The 24,061-nt window shown below is 54.0% G+C and carries 22 protein-coding genes; 10 read left to right on the forward strand and 12 right to left on the reverse strand.

The features are described from left to right. From aroQ to PLU01S_RS15570, 3 genes are all read right to left on the reverse strand, one after another. The gene (gene aroQ, locus PLU01S_RS15560) at positions 1–447 is read right to left on the reverse strand and encodes a type II 3-dehydroquinate dehydratase (RefSeq protein ID WP_010798918.1); all 447 of its coding nucleotides are present in this window, start codon (positions 445–447) and stop codon (positions 1–3) included. Positions 448–820: 373 nt separating this feature from the next. Further along, a complete protein-coding gene (locus tag PLU01S_RS15565; protein WP_074828382.1) occupies positions 821–1,309 on the reverse strand; it encodes a DMT family transporter in 489 nt (162 codons plus the stop codon). 10 nt (positions 1,310–1,319) lie between these two features. Beyond that, positions 1,320–1,748 carry a DMT family transporter gene (locus tag PLU01S_RS15570; protein ID WP_074828379.1) on the reverse strand — a complete coding sequence of 143 codons (429 nt, stop codon included), beginning with the start codon at positions 1,746–1,748 and terminating at the stop codon, positions 1,320–1,322. Between the two features lie 86 nt (positions 1,749–1,834). Here PLU01S_RS15570 and PLU01S_RS15575 point away from each other — a divergent pair, with 86 nt between their 5' ends. Next, the gene (locus PLU01S_RS15575; RefSeq protein WP_074828375.1) at positions 1,835–2,782 is read left to right on the forward strand and encodes a LysR family transcriptional regulator; all 948 of its coding nucleotides are present in this window, start codon (positions 1,835–1,837) and stop codon (positions 2,780–2,782) included. A 476-nt stretch (positions 2,783–3,258) separates the two neighbouring features. Here PLU01S_RS15575 and mqo read toward each other — a convergent pair whose 3' ends face one another. Beyond that, a complete protein-coding gene (gene mqo / locus PLU01S_RS15580) occupies positions 3,259–4,890 on the reverse strand; it encodes a malate dehydrogenase (quinone) (RefSeq protein WP_074828373.1) in 1,632 nt (543 codons plus the stop codon). A gap of 781 nt (positions 4,891–5,671) precedes the next feature. Between mqo and PLU01S_RS15585 the strand changes: the two genes are divergently transcribed. The 7 genes from PLU01S_RS15585 (at position 5,672) to PLU01S_RS15610 (ending at position 12,950) form a co-directional block, all read left to right on the forward strand. Beyond that, positions 5,672–6,826, forward strand: a complete 1,155-nt coding sequence (locus tag PLU01S_RS15585) for a mandelate racemase family protein (protein WP_074828580.1) — start codon at positions 5,672–5,674, stop codon at positions 6,824–6,826. A 67-nt stretch (positions 6,827–6,893) separates the two neighbouring features. Further along, the gene (locus tag PLU01S_RS15590) at positions 6,894–7,157 is read left to right on the forward strand and encodes a hypothetical protein (protein WP_074828370.1); all 264 of its coding nucleotides are present in this window, start codon (positions 6,894–6,896) and stop codon (positions 7,155–7,157) included. A gap of 153 nt (positions 7,158–7,310) precedes the next feature. Continuing rightward, positions 7,311–8,045, forward strand: coding sequence for an oligogalacturonate-specific porin KdgM family protein (locus tag PLU01S_RS15595; RefSeq protein ID WP_019364558.1), 735 nt, complete (start codon positions 7,311–7,313; stop codon positions 8,043–8,045). 184 nt (positions 8,046–8,229) lie between these two features. Beyond that, on the forward strand, positions 8,230–9,792 hold the full coding sequence (locus PLU01S_RS15600; protein ID WP_074828365.1) for an MFS transporter: 1,563 nt from the start codon (positions 8,230–8,232) through the stop codon (positions 9,790–9,792). A gap of 133 nt (positions 9,793–9,925) precedes the next feature. Continuing rightward, a complete protein-coding gene (locus PLU01S_RS25410; protein ID WP_139208876.1) occupies positions 9,926–10,996 on the forward strand; it encodes a sodium:solute symporter family transporter in 1,071 nt (356 codons plus the stop codon). 15 nt (positions 10,997–11,011) lie between these two features. Next, complete coding sequence (locus PLU01S_RS25415) at positions 11,012–11,656, forward strand: hypothetical protein (protein WP_139208874.1); 645 nt, start codon at positions 11,012–11,014, stop codon at positions 11,654–11,656. A 127-nt stretch (positions 11,657–11,783) separates the two neighbouring features. Then, the gene (locus PLU01S_RS15610; protein ID WP_074828362.1) at positions 11,784–12,950 is read left to right on the forward strand and encodes an oligogalacturonate lyase family protein; all 1,167 of its coding nucleotides are present in this window, start codon (positions 11,784–11,786) and stop codon (positions 12,948–12,950) included. Positions 12,951–12,991: 41 nt separating this feature from the next. Here the strand turns inward: PLU01S_RS15610 and PLU01S_RS15615 are convergent, their stop codons facing one another. Continuing rightward, positions 12,992–13,726, reverse strand: coding sequence for a FadR/GntR family transcriptional regulator (locus tag PLU01S_RS15615; RefSeq protein ID WP_074828358.1), 735 nt, complete (start codon positions 13,724–13,726; stop codon positions 12,992–12,994). A 332-nt stretch (positions 13,727–14,058) separates the two neighbouring features. Here PLU01S_RS15615 and PLU01S_RS15620 point away from each other — a divergent pair, with 332 nt between their 5' ends. Continuing rightward, the gene (locus tag PLU01S_RS15620) at positions 14,059–15,030 is read left to right on the forward strand and encodes a dienelactone hydrolase family protein (RefSeq protein WP_074828355.1); all 972 of its coding nucleotides are present in this window, start codon (positions 14,059–14,061) and stop codon (positions 15,028–15,030) included. A 40-nt stretch (positions 15,031–15,070) separates the two neighbouring features. On the opposite strand, the gene PLU01S_RS15625 is transcribed toward PLU01S_RS15620, so the two are convergent. From PLU01S_RS15625 to PLU01S_RS15655, 7 genes are all read right to left on the reverse strand, one after another. Then, a complete protein-coding gene (locus PLU01S_RS15625) occupies positions 15,071–15,634 on the reverse strand; it encodes a DedA family protein (protein ID WP_019364552.1) in 564 nt (187 codons plus the stop codon). 338 nt (positions 15,635–15,972) lie between these two features. Continuing rightward, the gene (locus PLU01S_RS15630; protein ID WP_010798933.1) at positions 15,973–16,608 is read right to left on the reverse strand and encodes a DUF6348 family protein; all 636 of its coding nucleotides are present in this window, start codon (positions 16,606–16,608) and stop codon (positions 15,973–15,975) included. A 257-nt stretch (positions 16,609–16,865) separates the two neighbouring features. Further along, positions 16,866–18,590: a ubiquinone-dependent pyruvate dehydrogenase gene (poxB, locus tag PLU01S_RS15635; protein ID WP_074828353.1), complete on the reverse strand. Its 1,725-nt coding sequence runs from the start codon at positions 18,588–18,590 to the stop codon at positions 16,866–16,868. A 214-nt stretch (positions 18,591–18,804) separates the two neighbouring features. Continuing rightward, positions 18,805–19,050, reverse strand: coding sequence for a hypothetical protein (locus PLU01S_RS15640; RefSeq protein ID WP_010798935.1), 246 nt, complete (start codon positions 19,048–19,050; stop codon positions 18,805–18,807). Between the two features lie 116 nt (positions 19,051–19,166). Further along, entirely contained in the window at positions 19,167–20,081 is a 915-nt protein-coding gene (locus PLU01S_RS15645; protein ID WP_074828350.1) for a DUF2242 domain-containing protein, read from the reverse strand. 152 nt (positions 20,082–20,233) lie between these two features. Further along, complete coding sequence (locus PLU01S_RS15650; RefSeq protein ID WP_074828347.1) at positions 20,234–22,198, reverse strand: DNA topoisomerase III; 1,965 nt, start codon at positions 22,196–22,198, stop codon at positions 20,234–20,236. A gap of 173 nt (positions 22,199–22,371) precedes the next feature. Beyond that, positions 22,372–22,629, reverse strand: a complete 258-nt coding sequence (locus PLU01S_RS15655; RefSeq protein WP_010798938.1) for a hypothetical protein — start codon at positions 22,627–22,629, stop codon at positions 22,372–22,374. Between the two features lie 334 nt (positions 22,630–22,963). Here PLU01S_RS15655 and PLU01S_RS15660 point away from each other — a divergent pair, with 334 nt between their 5' ends. Next, positions 22,964–23,980 (forward strand): zinc-binding alcohol dehydrogenase family protein, encoded by a 1,017-nt coding sequence (locus tag PLU01S_RS15660; RefSeq protein ID WP_074828343.1) that lies wholly within the window; start codon positions 22,964–22,966, stop codon positions 23,978–23,980. Positions 23,981–24,061 lie beyond the last annotated feature (81 nt).

Below are 24,061 nucleotides of genomic sequence, written 5' to 3' on the forward strand. Positions count from 1 at the left end.
TCACTTCTTGTTCGTGAAGACGTGAGCGAAGTACTCGATGGCCATGCGATAGCCCGCCACACCAAAGCCGCATAGGACCCCTACGGCAATGGGTGAGACAAAGGAGTGATGCCTGAAGGCTTCGCGCTGATGAACGTTGGAGAGATGGACTTCCACCACGGGCAGCGCTACCGCTGTCAGGGCATCTCGGATCGCAACGGAGGTATGAGTCCAGGCCGCGGGATTGATGATGATTCCAGCATGGGCGGTTCGCGCCTGGTGAATCCAGTCGATCAGCTCACCTTCGTGGTTGGTTTGGCGGAAATCGATCTGTAGGCCGAGCGTGTCGGCTGCTTCATGACAAAGCTGAGCGACATCGTTGAGGGTCTCGTAACCATAGATCTGTGGTTCACGGGTTCCCAGCAGGTTAAGGTTTGGGCCGTTGAGGATGAGAAGAGAGCAGGTCATCCAGAGCACTCCGTGTTGTTCTTATGATGTTTGGACACGCTGAATAACAAAGTGTACTAACTGGTTAATACAGTCAATCCGCCTAGAAGGTGCTTTTTATCTATTGCCTGGGGGAATCGACTTACCAATGACAGCATCATCAAAAGAGGTCGGAAAAAAACCTGGAAGATCAAAAGATTATTGATGGAACGCGAATTTCTCTGTCGAGAAGGAGATAGTGTGCTGAGATACAAAAACGTGCGGTTATCGTCCATGATGAGGAAAGAGAGAAGCCTGCCCTAGGCGCTTACCCAACGAACAAGCATCCCTATAACTCTAGGGAAGGAGGAGCGGATGGCAGAAGGCATCACTCAAGACACCTCCTGCCAGTTTGTCAGGTACGCTCCTCCACGGGATCAGCCTGAGGCGAACATTCCTGTATCCGATTACTCTGGTAGATCAGCGCCAGAGCGCCAAACAGCAGTGCGATAGCAACCAGTCGAGACACATCCAAGGGTCGCTCGGCATTCCCCAGCCAAGCAAAGTGATCGATGAGAAGACTCATCAGCAGCTGACCAGTAATGACGGCTACCGTAGCGGCAGCGGTGCCAACGCGAGGGATGGAAAACACCATCGCGAGCATGTACACAACGCCAAACAGCGCACCGATCAGCTGCCATTTTGGAGCAGTGAAAAGTGTCATGGGATGAGGGGGTTCGAAGAAAAACACCAGCAAAAATGTAAGCAGGGCACCGCTGGTAAAAGTCAGCCAGGCGCTTTCCAGCACGCCTACCTGCGCGCCAAGCCGGCCGTTGATAGAGGACTGGGCACTGAGTACGGCGCCACTACCCAATACGGCAAAAAGAACCAGAAACTGGAGCATAGGATATACCTCAGTGAATCAGCCAGAGAGCGACCAAGATCAATAGGAACGCCATTACGCGATACCGGTCGACGGGACGGCGTGTGCTGCCTAGCAGACCAAAATGATCGATAACCAGACTGGCTCCTACCTGGCCGCACAGGATGCCCACCATGGTCATCCCGACACCAATCAGCGGCGTGGCAATGGTCAGTACGACGACATAGATAGGACCCAGAATGCCGCCCACCAGCAGCCAGCGTGGCTGACTGAATAATTGGGCCATTTTCGGGCGCGCAAAAATCAGCGCAAATGTGAGCAGTGCGGCGCCAACGAGAAAAATCGACAAGGTAGCGGAGAAGTGACCTATTTCCCCTCCCAGCGGCCCTAACAGGCCCGCCTCCATCGACAGACCCATGCCGGCAATCAGCACAACTAACAGAATCAGAGCGTGTTGCATGTTCATCCTCAAGAAAAAACAATGCGCTACGCTAGTAAGTTGTCATAATTGGAACAATCGGCTTTCAGACAAATAACTATTGTTTTATGAGCAACTCGCCTTCCATGCTGGCCTTGCGGCTGTTCGTCAGGGTCGCGTCGGTCAAGAGCTTTACGCAGGCAGGTGCAGAGTTCAATTTGCCTGCCTCATCCGTTTCGCGCCATATCTCTGCGTTGGAGGCGACGTTGGGGCAGCGGCTCTTGTATCGCCACACTCGGGCAGTCCGATTGACCGAGGCAGGGGAGCGCTATTACCAGCATGTTCGGGACGCCCTGCTTCAGCTGGATATGGCGGCGGAGCAGATTGGTGGAGACACTTCAGAGCCACAGGGAACACTTCGGCTCAATGCTGCCGTCGCGCTGGGGCGTCTGCATCTGGTTCCATTGCTGGTAGAGTTTCAAAAGCGATATCCAAAAATAGACGTCGAGCTGACATTAACGGATGCGTTTATTGATCCTGTGCAGGAAGGGGCTGACATTACTTTCCGAGTAGGACGCCTGGAAAATTCCAGCCTGGTGGCGCGCAGTTTAGGAGAGCAACGGTTCGTGGTGTGTGCTGCGCCGGTGTATCTGGAACGGCAGGGTATACCGCAAAGTCCCGGGGCGCTTGAGCATCACAACTGCTTGGTCTACAAGGGAATGCGCGGTGTGCGTCAGTGGTATTTCCGCTCTACAAGCCAGACACCCTTTCAGGCCTATCAGGCCAAAGGTAGCTTTAGAAGCAATAATGCCGAATGCCTGCTTGAGGCGGCGGTGCTTGGGGAGGGGATCGTACTGTTCCCGACATGGCTCGTGCATCAGGCGCTAAGCAGCGGTGCACTGGTGGCAGTGTTGACGGACTGGGAAGCGTCAGAGGATCTCGAAACCTATGCGGTGCATGTGATCTATCCGGAGAACCGCATGCGCTCAGCCAAGGTGAAGGTTTTTCTGGATTTCCTGTTTCATCACGTCGGTCAGCCACCCTACTGGGACAATGGCTTGTCCGTTCAGCGTTGAGAGCGCTTAATCCTCGATGCCTGTACCCGCACGACTGACTTTGGGATGCGCGTGAAAAGTTGGGCAGACGTCGGCTATGTGGGAGAACGCGATACTGTTAATCTGCTTCACGACTATTTACCGCTTCAGTCGCGTTACAAGTATCTGATCCTGTACCAGTAGTCTGATATAGACGCTCTACAACGCCCTTTCAGCCTAAAAGCCCGTTCGCAGGCGAACTCATTCATCTTTCGTCTTACCAAGCTTGTATCTGCATCTCGTTAAAGGCTTCAAGTAAGGTTTTCAAGATGAGCGAAGACGATATCGAGTTCATTGCTTCCTGGCTGGGACTCATTCTTTTTGCGCGGATTGTACTATTCAGTCTGGGCTATGGTTGATGGCCCTAACGCTAGGCGGAATGCGCCATGAAGACGCTTGCTGACGGACATAAAAAACGGCACCCGAAGGTGCCGTCTTAACCAAGGTAAACGAGCTGTTTAAAGCGCAGCCGTTTTTGCCTCAGTCGGCTGATTTTCTTCAGCCTTGTTTTCAGACGCTGCCTGCTGGGTAGCGGTAGCATCTTTAAGCTGGAGTACACCAGCTGTGTAGCTGCGGACTTCCTTGATCAGCGGAGCATTGTTATCCAGCGACTGACCGTAGGACGGAATGATTTCCTTAAGCTTGCTCTGCCATTCTGGCGTCGCAACCTTATCCTTGAATACTTTTTCCATCAGATGAAGCATGATGGGCGCAGCAGTCGAAGCACCTGGCGAGGCACCCAGCAGCGCAGCAACGGAACCGTCCTGTGCGGAAACCACTTCGGTACCAAACTGCAATATGCCATTGCCGTTCGCATCTTTCTTGATGATCTGTACGCGCTGGCCGGCGGTCCAGAGCTTCCAGTCTTCCTTGCGAGCGTTCGGGTAGTAGTCCTTCAGCGCAGCGAAGCGGTCTTCATCAGACTGCATCAACTGACCAACCAGGTATTTGACCAGATCGAAGTTGTCCATTCCCACCTGCATCATGGGCCAGGTGTTGTTGCTGGTCATGGAATGCATGAGGTCCATCAGCGAGCCGTTCTTCAGAAACTTGGTCGAGAAGGTTGCGAACGGTCCGAACAGAATAACGCGCTTGCCATCCAGCGTACGGCTATCAATGTGCGGCACGGACATGGGCGGCGCGCCCACAGATGCCAGGCCGTAGGCTTTTACCCCGTGACGTTTGGCGATTTCCTGATTTTCAGTTACCAGGAACTGGCCTCCAACCGGGAAACCAGCATAGCCATTGGCTTCAGGAATACCTGTTTTCTGCAGCAGCATCAGAGAAGCGCCGCCTGCACCAATGAAGACGAAGCGGGTGTTCACTGAGGTTTCCTTGCCGCCATTGGCCAGGTCTGCAACGGTTACTTTCCAGGTGTTATCGGGGTTGCGCTTGATATCGCGCACTTCGCTGTTCACTGAAAGCTTGAACTGCGAATGATTTTCCAGCGAACCTACCAGCTGGCGAGTGATTTCACCAAAGTTTACGTCAGTCCCTGCTGGCATCCAGGTCGCTGCCACTTTCTGCGCAGGGTCACGACCTTCCATGATCAGCGGTGCCCACTGCTTGATCTGGCTGTGGTCTTCCGAGTACTGCATGCCCGCATACAGCGCGTTTTTCTGCATGGTTTCATAACGCTTGTGCAGGTAGTTGACGTTGTCGTCACCCCAGACAAAGCTCATGTGCGGCGTGGTATTGATGAACGATCTGGGGTTCTTCAATACACCGTTCTTGACCTGGAAAGACCAGAACTGACGGGAAATCTCAAAGCCTTCAGTAATCTTCGGAGGCTTGGTGACATCGATGGTGCCGTCCTTGAGTTCGGGCGTATAGTTCATTTCCGCGAAGGCAGAATGGCCCGTTCCGGCATTGTTCCAGCCGTTGGAACTTTCTTCGGCTACCTTGTCCAGACGCTCGTACATGTTGATCGTCCAGGTGGGCTCAAGCTCTTCCAGGTAGGTAGCCAGGGTAGCGCTCATGATACCGCCGCCGATCAGTACAACATCGACAGGGGCATTATCGTCGGCCCAGCTGTGTCCGGACATCGCGAACATGCTGGAGCACAGAGCAGCGAGAACACGCTTTTTCATGCAGATTTTCTCTAGTTAGGCATACAAGCAAATGAAATCAGATAGCGCTGTCTTATCGGCCATCTACACATTTGCTTGAGTGGGCAAGGCACACTTTTTTTTGAATCTGTAACGCATCAGGTCGAATGAAAGGTCGGGTCGATTCGACATGAAACACGCGTACAGCCAAAAAAATTCAAGGTCCGGATCAAGAGGTGGCAGGACATCCACTCGAAAATGTCACTACATTGCGTTGGGTGTAGCGGATACATCATGAGAGGTTTATCTGGGCGCTCAGTGAAACGTGTCCAGTAGAATATCGCGAAAAAGCCGCGACGGAAAGTCACACCTTAAAGTTCCGGTCAATAAGACTAAAGTTTAATGTCTGGCAGGAAGTCGGCAGGACATTATCATCGACACGTGCAGGTCGTCCGGTATTGCTCTGCTCGTTCTGTCCTCCCTCCTGTACCAGCCTGCAATCAACACCTAGGCTTCCTATCCTCGCGTGGTAAGACGACCATGTTGTCTTCTGCAGGAGACGCTGACCGGTCAGTCATCACCTTTTCAGATTTGAAAAAATAAATTACTTGATCTGCTTATAAGCTTACTGAGGTTACATATCCGCCAGGATTAGCCTTTTAGAGCCTATTTGGCGTAATTTTTCAATTCTATTAAAGTCTCAAGCTGGAAGCTGTAGCCTCCTTGACAAAATAGCGCTCAAGAAAAATACTGTGTCACGTGGTATGACGACATACCGGAAATTGCTCCAAAAAGAACAATAGTCATGGACAGCCTTCCTCTTATGAATATCTCCCGTGTCAGTGTCGATGTGTTTTCCTATCCCACTCGCCGTGCTGTCGATAGCGCAGGGCATTCCCATCCGGGAGATGAAGTCCAGGCCCGTATGGCATTGTTGAAGATCACCACGGAGGACGGTTGCGAAGGTTATGCCTTTGGCGCTCCGGAACTGCTTCGCCCATACATCATTGACAATTTTGTACGCAAGGTACTGGTTGGACAGAACGCGCTTAATCGTGAACGACTCTGGCAGGATCTGGCGCATTGGCAGCGGGGAAGTGCAGGTCAACTTACCGACCGCAGCCTGGCCCTGGTGGAGCAAGCGCTCTGGGATTGGGCTGGCCGCAAGTTCCAGGTCCCAGTCTACAAGCTGTTGGGTGGCTACCGAGACAAGGTCTTGGCCTATGGTTCTACCATGTGTGGCGATGATTTGCCTGATGGCCTGTCAACACCTGACGAATATGCGCGTTTTGCCGAAAAGCTCGTAGCCCGTGGTTACAAGGGTATCAAGCTGCATACCTGGATGCCGCCCATTTCCTTCGCACCCGATGCCAAGATGGACGTAAAAGCCTGTGCCGCCGTACGTGAGGCAGTAGGCCCGGATATTGCCCTGATGCTTGATGGCTACCACTGGTACAACCGTACTGATGCCCTCTACATCGGACGCGAAATCGAAAAGCTGGGTTTTGCCTGGTTTGAAGAGCCTATGATGGAGGAGTCCGCAGAGTCGTATGCCTGGCTGGCTGAAAACCTCACCATTCCTGTATTGGGGCCTGAAAGCCTGGGCGGCAAGTATCACAGCCGCGCGGGGTGGGTGAGTGGAAAGTCCTGTGACATTCTACGCGCCGGGGTAGCTGGCGTAGGCGGTATTGGCCCATGCGTCAAAGTCGCTCACCTGGCTGAGGCGTTCGGATTGGATTGTGAAGTTCATGGTAATGGTGCACCCAATCTGGCTGTCGTGGGTGGAATCAAGAACTGCTCCTGGTACGAGCGCGGGCTATTGCATCCGTTCTTGGAGTATGACGACGTACCTGCCTATCTCAACAGTATCGTCGACCCCATGGACAAGGACGGTTACGTCCACCTGCCTGACCGTCCTGGCCTGGGTGAGGACATCAACTTTGCCTATATCGAAGCCCATATCGTGAGCCAGCACTGATCCACGGTTGTGCCTGGGCTAATCATGCCCAGGCAGGTCTTGAACAATTATAAAAAAGGACTGAGCTATGAACCTGAACACCTTTCGCCTCTCGCATGTCTTCTTCGAGTGCCTGGCCCGTATCTCCAGGCGAGTACCGGAACTGTATAACCTGGGGCTGGCTGGTACAGCGCACATTCATGCTCAGTCCTCCTCGTGCATCGCCTCGATACCCTGCCGTATCAACCGGCTACAGGCTTTCCGCTCCTGTTCTCTTGTTGCTCTGCCATTACCTCTGGCGATGACCGGCCGATGTAATGGTCGGCGCGGCCGGGCCAAAAGTCCTGCCTAAGCGCCGCTGGCAGGCCTGGCTTGCCGTTCGCGTGTTAACCATCTGAACCAATCGTGCCGCCGAATAGATCGGGAGCCGTACACCCCTGAATGCCGGGCTGTTACCGCTTAAGCCTATTCAATCTCTCTGTACGTTATTAACAAGAATAAGATCATGAAGATAACAATAAAGACGCTAGCTGTTGCGACCTCTCTGGGAATCACCGTTTTGGCAGGCAATGCTCAGGCTGCCGATTCGGGTTATATCAACTATCGGCACCAGTATTTAGAAGACTCCAAACTTCACTCTGATCGCGTTCTGATCGGTATACGTCTGGACAATGGACTCGGTTTCGAAGGGGAACTGAAGTACAAGACTGGAGGCAGCCGTAAGGACGTCGCGTTTGATAACACCGTAGGGGATGGTCACGAATTTACGGCTGATTATCGGTACTCCCTCACTCCTCAATGGACGATTGCACCCTTTATAAGTTTGGTTGCAGTGGAAAACGCAACGACTTATCGAACCGGCGCGCGCCTGGGTTACAAGGTAAACAATCAGTGGACAATCAGCGGACGCTACCGCTACGAGGCCCGCAAGCTGGATCGCAATCAGGTCGACAACTCCGTGCCTGATAGAGCCAAGCGTGACCAGCACGTCCATCGCTTCGATGGCTGGCTGGGCTATGCCCCGGGCGGGAAATGGTCATATGAATATAACTTGGTTTATTTCAAGGCCGACTATACCCGTTATAACGGTAAGAAAAATGATTATGAACAGGCATTGGCTTTTAAATATAAATTAGATAAACGCTGGCAACCGTTCTTCGAAGTAGGTGATGTAAAAGTTAACTCTACTGATAGTGATCGCCAAATGCGCTTACGTGTAGGGGTGCATTACAGCTTTTAAAAAGTAATCGCTATAAAACGCAAAATAAATAATCGTGAAGTTGCAATGAAGATGATTTGAAATACAGACCCACGGGTTTGCATCTCAAGTAACTCATTGACGTTGCCTTCATTCGTGCTTCTGAAACAACAAGAACATCATTTCAGAACAACGAAGTCATGTTCTCTTTTATTCGGTGAATAATATGAGAAGCGATACTGCTGGGCACCACGTAGGGCGGAAAATCACGCTAAGGCATCAATTGGCGTATGGAGGAGGTAACTTACTGGGTAGCGGAGCACTTGCTATCAGCGGCGCCTGGTTATTGTATTTTTATACGACGTTCTGTGGTCTATCGATGATCCAAGCGTCACTGATCTTTTCCATTGCAACCGTTATCGATGCAATCAGTAATCCTTTGATGGGTTATCTCACCGATAACTTCGGTAATACCTGGCTGGGCAGGCGTTTTGGACGTCGCCGCTTTTTCCTGTTGATTGGCGTACCGCTGATGGTGTTCTACCCACTACTTTGGGTGGAGGGATTCGGCTTTTGGTATTACCTCAGCACATATGTAATTTTTGAGCTGATCTATACGTCTATCATGGTCCCCTATGAAACCCTGGCGACCGAGATGACGGACGACTTCGCTGTTCGTTCGAAGCTGACAGGTTATAAGGCTATCTTCGGAAAGATTGCCAACTTTCTGGCCGCCTTCATCCCCGGCCAATACATCCTGATCTATGGAAAGAACTCCGCTGAGCCGTTTTTCCTGACTGGATTAACCTACGGCGCGATTCTCATGGGTGCAGTGGCCTGTCTGTATTTCTCGACATGGGAACGCAGTAGCGAAGAAACCCAGATCCGCAAGGCCAAGCAGTCATTGGGCCGTACGCTGCTGTCACTGGTGCAGGACACGTACTCGACCTTTGCGCTGAGGATTTTCCGTAAGCACCTTGGCATGTATCTGTTTGGATTTGGCGCAGAGTGGCTGTTTGCTACGGTATTCACGTACTTCGTGATCTTTGTTTTGCAGTACGACCCAACTATCGTTGCAGGACTCAACAGCTTGAGTTCGATCATGCAGCTGTTCTCCACCGCACTTTTCATAGCGTTTTGTGTAAAGTGGGGCTTCAGCAAGCCGTACATTCTTGCCTTGTCCGTCGTAATGTTTGCCGTTGGCTGCTACAGCCTGTTGCACTTCTTTGACCTGCCAACCCATGTCGCCACCATTGCGATCTTCACTATCACCGTTATTTTCGGTATCGGCACGGGTGGTGTGTATTACATCCCGTGGACGGTCTATACCTTCCTGGCGGATGTGGACGAAATCTATACCGGCCGTCGTCGCGAGGGCATCTATGCAGGTTCGATGACATTCTGCGGCAAGATCGTCCGCTCCATCATTGTCTTCATTATGGGGGCTATCCTGAGCTACTACGGGTTCCAGTCCAAGGCTCAGACCCAGCCGGAAACGGCTGTAACGGCCATCGCCCTGGTGTTCTGTATCGGTGTTGTCAGTCTTGCCTTGATCGCAATCGTCTATAGCACGCAGATGCGTCTGAATCGTCAGACGCACAAAGTTGTCCTGGATGAAGTGGCTCGTGTGAAGGCAGGTGGCAACCCTCTGGACATCAAGCCTGATGCCCGTGCGGTGATTGAAGATCTGGTAGGACATCCTTACGAAGAGTGCTGGGGTAACAATGCACTCTGCAGGAGGATGCAGATTACGCCAGAATTCGCACCAACGCCCAAGACAGCCATGTAACCGCTATGGCACTGGTACTCAGTGCCGGTGCCTGCTTACTCTTCTGACAAGGCATTCGCCCGCCATAAAAAGACTATTCCGCTTGGTGGGCCGAAATGTAAGCAGTGCTGATCCTTGCAACTGGATTGTCTAGATGAATGCTCTGGATATCACCGTTATTGCTCTGTATCTGCTGTTCATCGTATGGGCAGCCTGGTGCTTTCGTCGTTACGCACAGAGCAGCAGTCAGTTCATCAATGGCGGTGGTTCCATGCCCTGGTGGATGGCCGGAGCGACTGCCTTTATGACGCAGTTCAGCGCTTGGACGTTTACCGGCGCCGCAGGAAAGGCCTTTACCGATGGCTTTCCCGTTCTGGTCCTGTTCTGGGGCAATGCTCTGGGATTTTTCATCGCCTGTCTGTTCTTTGCGGCACGTTACCGCAAGCTTCGGGTTGAAACCTCGATGCAGGTGATTGCCCTGCGTTTTGGCAAGCCGACCGAGCAACTCTTTACCTGGTTGCAGTTCCCGCTCTCAACCCTCACGGCCGCCATCTGGCTTAATGGATTGGCCTATATCCTCGCGTCGATGACCGGCTTTGGCATGGTACCGACCCTGCTCATCACCGGTACGGTCATTACCTTCATTTCCGCCAGTGGCGGTGCCTGGACAGTCAACGCAACCAACGTCATCCAGCTGGTTCTGATCTTGGCAATTACCCTGGTAACCGGCTGCTTTGCGCTATACACAGGCGGTGGGCCAGGCAATATCGTCGAGCGCTTTCCCGTGGATTTTTGGCAGGGGCACGACATGAGTTTGTGGCAGATCCTGTTGTTCTGGATTGCCATGATCCTGATGCAGCAGGTGCTGTCGACCAACAACGCGATTACCTGCTATCGCTTTCTGGTTACTCGAAACGAGCATGAGGCTCGGCGGGCAGCCTTTCTGGCCGGGGTTCTTTTTGTGGTCGGCCCTGTCCTATGGTTTATTCCGCCGTGGGTAGCCGCCACGCAAGGTGCAGATCTTGTGGGGCAGTACCCTCAACTGGGCGAGCAGGCAGGAAACGCGGCCTATCTCTACTTTGTTCAACAGGCAATGCCAGCCGGTACGGTCGGGCTTACATTAGCCGCGATGGTGGCTGCGACCATTGCTCCCATGAGCACTGCGCTCAATCGCAATGCGGGGATCTTTATTCGTAATGTTTATCAGCGTCCTGCCCATGGGTAGGCCCACTTGCTTGCCATGGGTCGCTGGGTGACGCTGCTCAATGGCGCCCTGGCCACCCTGACAGCGTGGTGGATGGCCGAGCAGGAAGGCATAGGGTTCTTCGAGCTGGCAATGATGGTCAGCTCCCTGTTTCTTCTGCCCCTTTCCATTCCTGCTCTGTTGGCTGTGGTCGTACGACAGACCCCGGATTGGGCGGGTTGGAGTACGGTGCTGGTCGGCGCAGCGGTATCGCTGATCTTTTATATTGGCTTCAACCCCGTGGCGCTTCCTGCGTGGTTGGGTGCGTATACGCTCACCGAACGTGAGGCGAGCGATCTGAAGTTTGGGGTGACGGTTCTGGCGCATGTGGTTTTCACGGGTGGTTTTTTTATCGGGACCCGCGTCTGGTATAGCCCTACCCGTAACACCGAGAGGCGGCAACAGCTCACGCTATTCTTTCGCAATATGTATCGTCCCCTGCAGCCCGATGAGATTGCCTGCGTCGATCCTTCCCAAGCCAGGAGGCTAGGCGCCCTGGTAACAGGTATGGGGCTGCTTTTACTTCCACTTCTTCTATTGGCTGAGGCTCCCCAGGGGCGCTGGTTGCATGCCGCTATTGTAGGAACGGTACTGATATCAGGATTAGCACTGCGACATTGGGCAGGCAGTAGTAGAACATAAGCAGATAATAAGTGTTTAACGCTCAGAACTAAGACTTCGTTATCGATAGCGAAGAGGGCGAATCCATATTGTTGAGCAACTTATAAACAGTCCAATAGAACGTCATTGAAAACAACAGAGGTGTGTTATGGCAAAGGGTTCCCATATTGAACTGGATTACCATACGTATAGTGATGAAGGTACTGGTGCTGAAGTAACACGCCTTACACCCACCGATACAGTGTGTCACCGAAACTATTTTTATCAGAAATGTTTTACCAATGATGGTGCCAAGCTGTTATTTGCAGCCGAGTTTGATAATAACCGTAATTATTATCTACTCGATATTCAGAAAAAACAGGCGGTACAGCTAACGGAAGGCGCTGGTGATAATACTTTTGGCGGCTTTTTATCTCAAGATGACCGTTATCTCTATTATGTGAAAAACGAGCGTCAGTTACGCCGTGTGGAGTTGGCAACGCTGGAGGAAACAACGGTCTATCAGGTAGCCGGTGATTGGGTTGGGTATGGTACATGGGTAGCGAACAGTGCCTGCACAAGCCTAGTTGGAATCGAGATCGCCCGCTCGGACTGGACGCCGCTGACCGACTGGGAAGTGTTCCGGACATTCTTTACCAGTAACCCCCATTGCCGACTGATTCGCGTCGATTTGGGCACAGGAGAGGCTCGTGTCGTTCACGAAAACACGATCTGGCTCGGGCATCCCATTTATCGCCCCTATCACGATCATACTGTTGCGTTCTGCCATGAAGGTCCTCATGACATGGTGGATGCCCGGATGTGGCTGGTCGATGAGGACGGCTCCAATGTACGCAAGGTGCGGGAGCAGAAGCCGGGGGAGAGTTGTACCCACGAGTTCTGGGTGCCGGATGGCTCCGCCATGATCTATGTCATCTATCCAAAGGGCCAGCAGGCGCGGCAGATCTGGCGATTTGATCCCGACACCGAAACCAATGAGATGCTGATGGAGATGCCGGCCTGCTCGCACCTGATGAGCAATGAAGACGGCACGATGCTGGTAGGTGACGGTTCCGGTACGCCTGTCGATGTAAAGGACACTCAGGGGTATACAATCGAGAACGACCCCTGGCTTTATGTCTTCGACGTGAAACGCCAGCAAACTGCGCGCCTGGCTGCGCACAATAGCTCCTGGCGGGTACTGGATGGCGACAGACAGGTGACCCATCCACATCCATCGTTCACGCCGGATAATCGCAAGGTGTTATTCAGCTCCGATTTCGAAGGCAAGCCCGCCGTGTATCTGGCAACGCTGCCCGACACGTTGTTTACCTGATTGACATGTCATGCCCGGCCAGTGGCTGGGCATGAGCGCCCTTACTCGTAAAGTGTATGGCGAGCCTCGTGAGCCTGATAGAGGCGTACACGACTGTTGCTTAAATGCAGGTACATGGCCGCCCGTGCCGAATCAGGGCTCTGCAGCGCAATGGCGCTATAGATCTTTTCATGTTCGCGATACACCAGATCAAGATACGCGACGCGATCCTTCTGAGCGGCATAGGCCGAATTCATCTTGGTACGTGGAATGAGCTTTGTACCCAGATGCTTCATGATGTCGAACATATAGGCGTTGCCGGATGCCTTGGCAATGCGCAGATGAAACTGTGAGTCCGCATGGATGGCAATGCCTGTTTTCGGGCCACTGTCTTTCATGGAAAGCAGGGCCAGCTCGATCTCCTTGAGCTCCTGCGGGCTACGATTCTGCGCTGCCAGCCCAGCCGCCTCGACTTCCAGACTCATGCGTAGCTCCAGCAGGCTCAACACATCCTGCAGCGTGGAAATCGTTTCCGGTCCCAATTGCAGAGTAGGCGGGGGCGGCATATCAACAATAAAGGTGCCGACACTGCGGCGTGTTTCGACCAGACCCGCCGCTTGCAGACGCAGCAGCGCCTCTCGCACCACGCTGCGACTGAATCCTTCGCTACTGGAAATTTCCAGTTCCGAAGGCAATTTTTCTCCCCGCTTGAAAATCCCATCGCGAATGTACTGCGACAAACGGGCAACCAGTTCTTCAGCTAGACGTTTTGGCTTTTGGGAAGGCCTGTCGATCATAAGGGGCTCATTTATTTTTCTGGGCTCGATGACTTCCGCAGCAAGCATACACATTTCGGCTGATCCGCTCAGAAGAAAAGCATGGCGAACCGAACACCTTTATGTGCCGTTGTGCAAGGAAGATGGCTTTCGATGCCATTGAGCTTTGATGCCTGAAACATGCCTGAAGGCACGTTGGTATCAGAGCGATCTGCGTCACATGAAAATTGACGGTCTCGGTTACTGACTGATCAGTCAGGCTGCTCGGACCGTAAGGCAGAGCAGGGTATAAACCTACCGGGTTGTTTTGCTATGGTCAGGTACAAGCCATAGCCATAAGCGAGACAACAAGAATGAAACGTTCCGCCCTTGCCACCCTGGCGGTACTTGGAAGTCTGGTGGCAGTTGCCCAGGCCCAGGAGCACTCGGATATTCCCGCGCGCCAGGAGTTTTATGCCTATGCCTCCCAGACCCTGAGTGATACCCAGTTCCTTACCGGGCAGTCAGGCAGGCCTGTCACCTTAACTGCCGGATTGAGCCTGCCAGCTGGGGAGGGACCGTTTCCGGCGGTCATTCTCCAACATGGCTCCGGTGGTATTGGCGATAACATTGCCTATTGGCAGCGCACCCTTAACCAGCAGGGAATCGCCACGTTTGTGCTCGATGGATTCACCGGCCGCGAGCTGATCAGTACCGGTAAGGACCAAGCTCAGCTGGGACGGCTCAATTTCATTCTGGATGAATACCGAGCCTTGGCGCTGTTGGCCAGTCAGCCTCGTATCGATGCCTCCCGTATCGTATTGATGGGCTTCTCTCGAGGTGGCCAGGCGTCGCTTTATGCCAGCCTTGCTCGCTTCCAGAAGGAATGGATGGCGGGAGACGCCCGCTTCGCGGCCTATATTGCCTTCTATCCTGACTGCTCCATTTCCTTCAAGGATGAAGACAAGGTGGTAAACAAACCCATTCGGGTCTTTCATGGCGAGACAGATGACTACGATCCCTTGTCCCGGTGCACTCCTTACCTGGATCGCCTGGCCAAGGCAGGCGCCGATGTAAAGGTGTTTCGCTATCCTGAGGCCCACCATGGTTTCGACAGTCCTGCCTCTCAGCCTGTACGTGTAGCACAAGGCAGTCAGACGGTACGGGCATGCCAGATTGTTGAGGGTGAGCAGGGCGCGCTGATCAATCAGGAAACGGGGGAGCCGTTCCGCTATACCGACGCCTGCGTCGCGCATGATCCCCATGTAGGGCCCAATGCCGATGCCACACGGCAAGCCACAGAGGATGTATTGGCGTTTCTGAAAAACGTATTGGATAAACCGTAAAACGAATTACCCAGCCTCTTGCCAAGGCTGGGTGACAGGATCAGGCGTGGCGACGCCGACGGAAGAACCAGATTGCGGCAACGATAGCCAGTAAGGTGGCGGCTATTCCTGCCAGCCATAGTCCGGCATGTGGCTGGGTTGCAAAAAGCCGTTGCACGAACTCTCCCACACCGTAGCCAATACTGACCATGATGGTTGCCCAGAGAAAGGCGCCAACGATATTCAGTGGTACGAAGCGTCTGGCAGGGATGCCGCTGGTGCCGATGATGATTGGGCCAATGGTTCTGAAGCCATACGCAAACCGCGTCCCGATCACCCATAGCGATGGATAGCGCTGAATCAGTTGGCGTGCTCGCTCGATTCGGTGCTGATGACGGTGAAACTTCTTCAGGACGGGATCGCCATATCGCCTTCCGATGAAGAAGAGGAACTGATCACTGATCATTGCGCCAATGGCCGTCATCAGAATGGTCAGGAAAAAATTCAGATAACCATGGCGGGCAGCCACACCTGCCAATATGGCCAAGCCGTCGCCTTCGATAAGCGGCCCGACCATGACGGCCAGGTAGCCGTAGTGGGTTATCCATTCGTTCGGTTCAAGCATGTTGCGGTCCTGATAATCCAGGTATTGTCTCAAAAACAATACCGTCCAGGCGTTGGTCGCGCGTACCAGGCCTCGTTGAGATAGCGATCCGGGAATTTTGGCATAACCGCCTTTCGAAAGGGCAAATGAACCCTCTGCGTATCGCTATACGAAAGGATTTCGCAAACGGATCGCCATTTTGCCAAGCTAGCTAGAGAGTTACTGGCACCTGATCAAGGGAAGCACCGTTGATGATCACTTAGCGAGATCCTTGATGGCTTACAGGTATGATTCACCGATACTGCCGATAGCGCCAAAGCGGTTCATGGGATAAACCGCTCTGGCGCTAGGCTGTTGAGTTAGACTGCCCGCAGCACCACGAAATTGCGTACGCTGAAGTAGCCGTCGTCACGGCTCCACGGAAGCGCCTGCAGGTTCGAAGCACCTTCTTCCCAATGAATATTGTCACTGAGTGCCTCAAAGCGGTGCTCCTGGTTGTAGTTGCAGAAGAACGTACGAAACCAGTGGGTGTTGCCTTTCAACGGCATGTTTTGAATGGTGGTATGAATCGACGGCACCAGATTCTCCGGCAGCTCGCTGGTGCTTCCTTTGGCGGCGCGGATTCCGAGGTTGCCTACATAGGCCCGGTAGCGACGCTCATTGATCAGCCAGTTTTCAACCGAAACGTGTTCGGCTGCATCGACTTCCCAGAACGCTGCCAACAAGACATGCAATGAGTTGGCGATAAAGTTTTCGAAGGCATTTGCCAGCCCCTCATCACCCTCACCGATACCTGCAAAAATCTCTTCGACCAGCACGCCCTCTTCGACCATCACATGAATATCCAGGCGCCCGCTGCCTTCGCCGGGATACCAGCGGGCACGTATGGCCGGGAGCTGATTGTTGGGCGCTACCCAGCCATCATATACAGCACCGGTCAGGCCGTGTTTTTCTAGAATCAGTTTGAGTGCGTCGGTTGGGTTCAAGGTCGTCATAGGAGTAGCCGTCAGTAAATAAGGAAGAGCATGCCGAGTTTGCCGGGGCTCAGAACTGACGAGAGTCAATAGGCCGGGCCGCAGAGTAAAATCTGCCGGCGATCACGCGTGGCTCATAAAGGCGCGGATCATAGGGAGCGCAGCGGCAATGAGCAATCCAAATGCCTTTACATTATTGGATCTGAGTTCTTGCTCATCTTTTGAAACATTCAAGTTCACCACGCGGTGTGCGTGGTGAACTTTTTTGCACAGCAGCGTTAGCGCAACAGATTGGTACGTGCCAGCTCCAGGACTTCATCGCCACGGCCATTCATAACCGCCCGCAACAGATAAAGGCTGAAGCCTTTGGCCTGCTCGAGCTTGATGGCGGGCGGCATGGCAAGCTCCTGTGTAGCCGTCACGACATCGACCAGTACCGGGCCGTCATGGGCCAGGGCCTCCCGTAAGGCAGGCTCCAGCTGTTCGGCACTGTCGACACGAATTCCCTTGACGCCCATCGCATTGGCCGTCGCAGCAAAATCCGGGTTCTGCAACTGGGTACCAGTATCCAGATAACCGCTGGCTTTCATTTCCATGGCGACAAAGCCCAATGTGGCATTGTCATAAACCACCACTTTGACCGGTAGACCCAGTTGGGCCAGCGAGATGAAATCACCCATGAGCATGGCGAAACCACCGTCACCGGACATCGAGATAACCTGGCGCGTGGGATAAGCTGCCTGAGCCCCTATCGCCTGAGGCATGGCATTGGCCATGGAGCCATGATTGAACGAGCCGATCAGGCGGCGTTTGCCGTTCATTTTCAGATATCGGGCAGCCCATACCGTTGGGGTTCCGACGTCTGCCGTGAAAATGGCATCCTCATCCGCCAGCTCACTCAGGACCCGGGTCAGATACTGCGGATGAATAGGTCGACCGGGTTGGGAGGGTTTGGCCAGATCATCCAGTCCCTCACGGGCCTTGGCGTAGTGCTTGAGCGAATCCTCGAGGAAGTGCCGATCGGTACGATGCTCCAGTCGTGGCAAAAGCTCACGAATGGTTTCGCCTACATCGGCGGTGATTCCCAAGTCCAGGGCGGTTCGGCGGCCTAATGCCTGAGGGTTGATGTCGACCTGTACAATCCTGGCATTGGTTGGGTAGAACTGACGATAGGGAAAATCAGTACCGAGCAAAATCAGCGTGTCACAATTGAGCATCGCATGGTAGCCGGAACTGAAGCCGATCAGGCCCGTCATGCCAACATCGAACGGATTATCCCATTCGACATGCTCTTTACCCCGTAACGCATGAACGACAGGTGCACCGAGCGTATCGGCCAGCGCAACGACTTCGTCGTGGTAGCCCGCACAGCCGCTACCGCACATCAATGTCACGGCTTTGCTATCCGCGAGCAAGGTGGCGAGTCTGTTGATATCCTGCTCCGAAGGCATCAGGCGAGGCGGATTGAGAACCGGCCAGGCGGTCTTCCCGACGTCCACTTCCAGCAGCGCCACATCGCCGGGAATCACGATGACCGCAACGCCGCGCTGGAGGATGGCGGCCCGCATGGCACGATGCAGGACTTCGGGCATTTGTGCCGGGTTACTGACGAGCTCAACGAAATGACTGCATTCCTTGAAAAGCTCCTGAGGATGGGTTTCCTGAAAGTAGGAAAGACCAATTTCCGATGAGGGAATGTGCGCAGCGATTGCCAGGACCGGTACGTGGTTTCGGTGGCAATCATAAAGTCCGTTGATCAGGTGCAGGTTGCCTGGCCCACAACTGCCTGCACATACCGCCAGCTTGCCCGTAGCTGCTGCTTCCGCCCCGGCCGCAAAGGCTGCGGTTTCCTCGTGGCGTACATGCATCCAGTCGACGGTTTCCATCTTGCGCAAGGCATCGTTCAGGCCATTCAGACTGTCTCCGGTGACGCCCCAGATACGCTGTACGCCTGCCTGCTCCAGTGTGGTAGCCAACTGCTGGGCAATGGTGATCTTAGCCATAACGATTCGTCCTTTGACAAAGTAAATGATCGATGGCTCAAGGCAGCATAGGACGTGGCTGGGTTCGGTTTAACGCCAGGGATTGCAGCCATCCAGATGATGAGATAGCGATGCTGCAAACAAGTACGCTCTAGATCAGCCTGCCATCGAAGCTCTTTCGAAGCAGGCGTTCCAGGCTAAGTTCAATCGATTTCTGGAGGAAGATAGGGCAGGACTAACCCTTGGCGGATTGAATGGCGTCCAGCAGGGCTTGGTCAGACGTCTTGTCAATCCATGCTTCAGGCAAGCTCACGCGTACTGACTGCTCACCACCACTAGGCGTACATACCACGGTAACGTTGCCTTCGGCATCTTTGGTAAGACTCTTGGCCGCTTTGGCCGTTTTCTGGCTTCCTCCCGAGAAAGCCTCTACACAGGTCCACGTGGTATTGCCTTCGTCCTGAACGGTGCGTTGTTTCATGGTGTCACTCTATCGACTGCCTGCACGGCGTTACGCTATAGACGTAGCGCGCATGGTTAGAGTTCTTGACCTCAACGCCTTGCAGGCTTTCGGCAATCCAGAGTCATACCCGACCCTCACTCTTCAAGCAGCTCCAGCAAGTCATCCGAGGGTGCCGTGGCGTTTTCAGGCTGACCTGATGAAGTGGGCGTGTCAGCCGACGCTGGCGAAGCGGCGGGCTCGGTTGTGGGAGAGGCTGGAGCGGCGGCTGGCGCAGTAAATTGCTCGAAGGCTGACGTGTCGATAGGTGTAATGGGCGGCGCTTGGGGCGGTAATGGTACGGGTACAGAAGAAAACCCCGCATCAGGATCCGGGCGTGTCTCAGGAGCAGGTGCCGCCGAGGCTGGCTTCGGTGCCAGCGCCTGTGCAGGTTGGCTGGGCTGTGCAGAAGAGGGCGTGCTGGCGAGTGGGCTCGGCGCGGGCGCTGCTTTTGTTTGATGTATTCCTTTGTTGGCCTTTTGGGCCTGAGCCGGCAAGAAGCTTTCTACCAGGGAAAAATAGCGGCTATAGAACTTGCCTGACGTAACCGTCTCGCTGGCGACCTTGACCATGGAGTCGTTTGTCGAGCCGATAGGCATCGATACCGAGCCGAGCACACCTACTCCCAGGCTCGCCGAGTTATTGAGCTTTTTCAGCGCATAACGGTCCTGAAGCGCGTTGGCAAAGATGGTTGATCCATGATCGTTGGGGGTATTGGCCGTGCAGACAACATTAAAGCTGATTTCGAGGTGGTTCTCTCCGGTCTGCTGAAAGCTCTTACGGCCACTGACGAGCTTTGGATCATTGCTGGTAATGATATAGCCCTGACTGAGCAGCGCACGTCGAGCTGCTTCGCAGGCAGCCGTATCGTTTACCGGATAGCTACGCGAAAACGTACCCGAGTCATCGAAATTTTCGTGTTCGTACACGGCAGGCTTGTTGTTCGAGCAGCCAGCCAGGCCGGTCAGCATAGTGGCCAGTGCCAGTGCGCCGATACCAATCGATTTTGACATTGCAGATCCTGAAAACAGCCAACGCCAGACAAGAAGCGCATGGCGTACAACGGGCATGAAGAGAACGCATTAAACAGAATGCAATGCTACTACGGAAGAGTAAGGCTAAAAAGATATCAAGTGGGTGCTAGGTGACCGGATGTGTCCTCTTATCAAGCCGGACTGACAAGCTGGCGTGACCGCTTGCCATTACCTAGTGCCGTCTTGGTTGAGGCCTTGCGCGGAGCCGCCTTGCGCTTTTTCTTGAACGGCGTGGACTTACGCCCCGCTGGAATAGCCGGCCCGCTAAAGGTCAGGTTCAACCCCATGCAGCGCTCGACCTGTTTGCTCATCCAGGCGGATTGCTTGGTCACGAACTCTTCAAGGCTCATCTCTCCGGTTTGAACCATATCCAGCGCTTGCTCCCAGATAGCGGTTGTACCGGGATCGGCAATAGCCCGAGGCACAGCGTCGATCAGACTGAAGGCAGCAGGCGTGGCGAGCAGAGCCTTACCCTGCTTGGTCAGATAACCGCGGTCCAGCAGCCCTTGAATGATCCCGGCGCGTGTCGCCTCCGTCCCAATACCTGTGGTGTCCTTCAGTTTTTGCTTGAGCTTGGGGTCGTCCACCAGTTTGGCTACCTTCTTCATGGCCTTGATCAGGTCACCTTCGGTGAAGGGTTTGGGCGGTTGTGTCCAAAGGTCTTTGAGCTGAACATCCACCACAGTGCATAACTGGTCTTTGGAAAGCATGGGCAGCGGCTGTGGTGCTGGCGCTTCCTTTCCCTTTGCTGGCGTAAGTGCTTCCGGCAGGGCTCGCTTCCAGCCTGGCTCGACGATGCGCTTGCCTACAGCCCTGAGCAACTGTCCTGCGCAGTCAAAATCGGCTTGAGTACGGTCGTACTCATGGTTTGGGAGAAATTGCGCCAGGTAGCGGGCGCGGATCAAGGTATAGACTGCCTTGTGCTTGCCCGTCAGCCGATCCAGGCTGCTGATAGCTGCGGTTGGAATGATGCCGTGGTGTGCGCTGACCTTTGCATCATTCCAGGCCCGCGAGCGGCGCCTCAGGTCCAGGTGCGCCTTGAGAGGCAGAAGGGAGGAGTCGGAGCGCTCAAGCGCCGCCATGATGGCTGGGGCTTCGCCATGCTGGCTCAAGGGAAGATAGCCGCAATCGCTGCGCGGATAGGTAATGACCTTATGGGTTTCGTATAGCGCCTGGGCAATATCCAGCGTTTCCTGGGCGCCCAGGCCAAGCTTTTTCGAGCACACCTCTTGCAGCGTGCCCAGATCAAACGGCAATGGAGCAAGCTCACGCATGCGTTCGGTCTGTACCTTCATCACCTGAGCAGTGTCTGTCTGGCGCATCGCCTCTGCTGCACTCTGGGCGATATCCTGGCGCAGGCAGCGGCCCTGATCGTCGCAGACATCCTCAGGAGCCTTCCATTGGGCCGTAAACTGATGGCCCTCGGCAGACAACAACACATCGATTGCCCAGAACGGTACAGGCACAAAGTTGGCAATGCTGCGATCACGGTCGACTACCAGTCGCAGGGTAGGGGTTTGCACACGTCCTACGGGCAGGACGCCCTGATACCCTGACCGTTGGCCCAGTAATGTAAACAGACGGCTCATGTTCATGCCGATCAGCCAGTCGGCACGCGAGCGACCCAGCGCCGAATGATAGAGGCTGAAGGTATCAGCGCCGGGTTTTAGCGTAGCCAGCGCCTTACGAATGGAAGCATCATCCAGCGCCGACAACCACAGACGCTGGATAGGCCCCTTGTAGCGACAATGTTCGACCAGTTCGCGGGCAATCATCTCGCCTTCGCGATCAGCGTCCGTTGCAATGATCAATTCCCGGGCTTCGCCAAGCAGCCTTTTGACCGCCTTGAATTGGCTTGCGGTCTTGGGCTTGACGAGCATTTTCCACTTTTCCGGGATGATAGGCAGATCTTGCAGATTCCACCGCTTATACCGATCGTCATAGGCATCTGGCGGGGCTGTTTCAAGCAGGTGGCCAATGCACCAGGTTACAGTGGCCTGCGGGCCTGTCCAGCAGCCTTCGCCACGGCGAGTAGCGCCCAGCACCTTGGCAATGTCTTTGGCTTGGGAAGGTTTTTCGCACAGGAAGAGCCGCATAGCTATCGTCATTCAAATCAACAATAGCGTAAGCATGCTAAAACCGCAGCGCAGAGGCAATCGAAATCTGTATATGCATACAGATAATGCACGCTGCCAGCTTTATTTGGCGAATCGATAAAGTACGAAGTGGGCCGTCGATCATACTGTCATTCGGCCCAACCGGTTCTGCATTAGAACTTCAAGAGATCCACCATGTTAAGAATGGCAGTAGAGAACATCAGGGTAAAAAGGCATACCAGTGAGAGTTTAAGCTTTTTCAAGCCTGACTCCTGACGCTGGCGCTTGGCCTTTGTTAACGCCTTGATGGCTGCAGAGGGGCGAATACCGTTGTTCAGCATCCAACCCAGAATTTCATTTTCAGGCCGTCCTCTCATTACCGCTGAGGTAGCCAGTCGCGTTAGCCCTTCTGAGCACGCTTCGTCACGCATGAGTTAATCCAGTGATTTCGACCCTCTGAGCGTAATGCGATATGCATGAGGATTCAATGATGGCCGTATTACAAAAACGCATATTTATCGCTTACTTCGTCGGAAGTTGAGCCAGGTCAACCCGGCAAGTCAGCAGTCCCTTGGATCTACCTTGAAGGTAATCGACTCATGTGACCAGAACTTGACGACTATGTTGCAAGGCAGGGTGATATTCCTGGCTGAATGTAAACGCTATATGCACCTTGACGATCCGACCCCTGACAGTAGACTCTAAAATGAAACGTCGTTTCACAATGGCGAAACCTTTAATAATCACAACAATGAAAGGATCCCTATGAAAGCTCTCATGATCGAACAGGAGTTGCAGTGCCGCTTCCATGAGGTCGAGGCCATCGAGCCAGGGCCTGGAGAGGTTCAGGTAGCGGTTCGCCATGTAGGACTCTGCGGTAGCGATCTCAATACCTATAAAGGGTTGAATCCGTTAGTGGCACTGCCTCGTATTCCTGGCCATGAGATCGGTGGAGAAATCATCAAGGCAGGACCGGGCGTACCGCTGGACTATCGTGCAGGGCGGCGCGTCATTGTGGTGCCCTACACTGCATGTGGTCACTGCACCTCGTGCCGTCAGGGACGCGTGAATGCCTGCAAGACGAACCGGACACTCGGCGTTCAGCAGAACGGCGGGTTGGCCGAGCAGATCGTACTGCCCTACGAGAAGCTCATCCTGAACGATACCTTGCCAGCACGGCATCTGGCACTGGTTGAACCCCTATCGGTAGGTTTCCATGCCGCGAGACGCGGGCGGGTTGCCAAGGGGGACAGAGTGGTGGTCATTGGCTGTGGAATGATAGGCATGGGCGCCGTGGCCGGAGCTGTGTCACGGGGTGCAACAGTCATCGCGATGGATGTCTCCGAGACCAAGACCGAAATGGCGCGTAAATACGGTGCTTCACATACTATCGTGGCCTCGTCTGGTCATGTGGACAAGCAGATCGAAGCACTGACTGACGGTGACGGGGCTGATGTCGTCATCGAATGTGTGGGCCTGCCGGCCACGTTTACCCAGGCGATCGATATCGTGTCCTTTTCTGGACGTGTGGTGTACGTGGGGTACGCCAAGGAGCCGGTTTCCTACAAGACGCAACTGTTCAACCTGAAGGAGCTGGACATCATGGGCTCCCGTAATGCAACAGCCGAAGACTTTACAGCCGTCGTTCGCTATCTGGAGACCTTGGATCACTCTCCAGATGATCTGATTTCCAAGGTGTTTCCCTTCCAGGATGCCGAGCAGGCCCTGCCGTACTGGGATGCGGAGCGCGCTTCAACCTTGAAGATTTTGATCGAGCGATAACCTTTCCGATACCACGACGCCGTATCGCTTCTGCTTTACGGCCTCGCTTGCGCCTGCGTCAATTATTCATCCGGCGGTGGT

Source organism: Pseudomonas luteola NBRC 103146 (assembly GCF_002091675.1).
In the GTDB taxonomy this organism is placed as follows: Bacteria; Pseudomonadota; Gammaproteobacteria; order Pseudomonadales; family Pseudomonadaceae; genus Chryseomonas; species Chryseomonas luteola.

Coding starts and splice junctions, on each gene's coding strand:
- PLU01S_RS15615 (WP_074828358.1), bottom strand. CDS start 13,726: ATGATCGACAGGCCTTCCCAAAAGCCAAAACGTCTAGCTGAAGAACTG.
- PLU01S_RS15590 (WP_074828370.1), top strand. CDS start 6,894: ATGAACCTGAACACCTTTCGCCTCTCGCATGTCTTCTTCGAGTGCCTG.
- PLU01S_RS15660 (WP_074828343.1), top strand. CDS start 22,964: ATGAAAGCTCTCATGATCGAACAGGAGTTGCAGTGCCGCTTCCATGAG.
- PLU01S_RS25410 (WP_139208876.1), top strand. CDS start 9,926: ATGAATGCTCTGGATATCACCGTTATTGCTCTGTATCTGCTGTTCATC.
- PLU01S_RS15645 (WP_074828350.1), bottom strand. CDS start 20,081: ATGTCAAAATCGATTGGTATCGGCGCACTGGCACTGGCCACTATGCTG.
- PLU01S_RS15640 (WP_010798935.1), bottom strand. CDS start 19,050: ATGAAACAACGCACCGTTCAGGACGAAGGCAATACCACGTGGACCTGT.
- PLU01S_RS15650 (WP_074828347.1), bottom strand. CDS start 22,198: ATGCGGCTCTTCCTGTGCGAAAAACCTTCCCAAGCCAAAGACATTGCC.
- PLU01S_RS25415 (WP_139208874.1), top strand. CDS start 11,012: ATGGGTCGCTGGGTGACGCTGCTCAATGGCGCCCTGGCCACCCTGACA.
- PLU01S_RS15620 (WP_074828355.1), top strand. CDS start 14,059: ATGAAACGTTCCGCCCTTGCCACCCTGGCGGTACTTGGAAGTCTGGTG.
- PLU01S_RS15610 (WP_074828362.1), top strand. CDS start 11,784: ATGGCAAAGGGTTCCCATATTGAACTGGATTACCATACGTATAGTGAT.
- aroQ (WP_010798918.1), bottom strand. CDS start 447: ATGACCTGCTCTCTTCTCATCCTCAACGGCCCAAACCTTAACCTGCTG.
- PLU01S_RS15600 (WP_074828365.1), top strand. CDS start 8,230: ATGAGAAGCGATACTGCTGGGCACCACGTAGGGCGGAAAATCACGCTA.
- PLU01S_RS15565 (WP_074828382.1), bottom strand. CDS start 1,309: ATGCTCCAGTTTCTGGTTCTTTTTGCCGTATTGGGTAGTGGCGCCGTA.
- mqo (WP_074828373.1), bottom strand. CDS start 4,890: ATGAAAAAGCGTGTTCTCGCTGCTCTGTGCTCCAGCATGTTCGCGATG.
- poxB (WP_074828353.1), bottom strand. CDS start 18,590: ATGGCTAAGATCACCATTGCCCAGCAGTTGGCTACCACACTGGAGCAG.
- PLU01S_RS15570 (WP_074828379.1), bottom strand. CDS start 1,748: ATGCAACACGCTCTGATTCTGTTAGTTGTGCTGATTGCCGGCATGGGT.
- PLU01S_RS15585 (WP_074828580.1), top strand. CDS start 5,672: ATGAATATCTCCCGTGTCAGTGTCGATGTGTTTTCCTATCCCACTCGC.
- PLU01S_RS15655 (WP_010798938.1), bottom strand. CDS start 22,629: ATGCGTGACGAAGCGTGCTCAGAAGGGCTAACGCGACTGGCTACCTCA.
- PLU01S_RS15625 (WP_019364552.1), bottom strand. CDS start 15,634: ATGCTTGAACCGAACGAATGGATAACCCACTACGGCTACCTGGCCGTC.
- PLU01S_RS15595 (WP_019364558.1), top strand. CDS start 7,311: ATGAAGATAACAATAAAGACGCTAGCTGTTGCGACCTCTCTGGGAATC.
- PLU01S_RS15575 (WP_074828375.1), top strand. CDS start 1,835: ATGAGCAACTCGCCTTCCATGCTGGCCTTGCGGCTGTTCGTCAGGGTC.
- PLU01S_RS15630 (WP_010798933.1), bottom strand. CDS start 16,608: ATGACGACCTTGAACCCAACCGACGCACTCAAACTGATTCTAGAAAAA.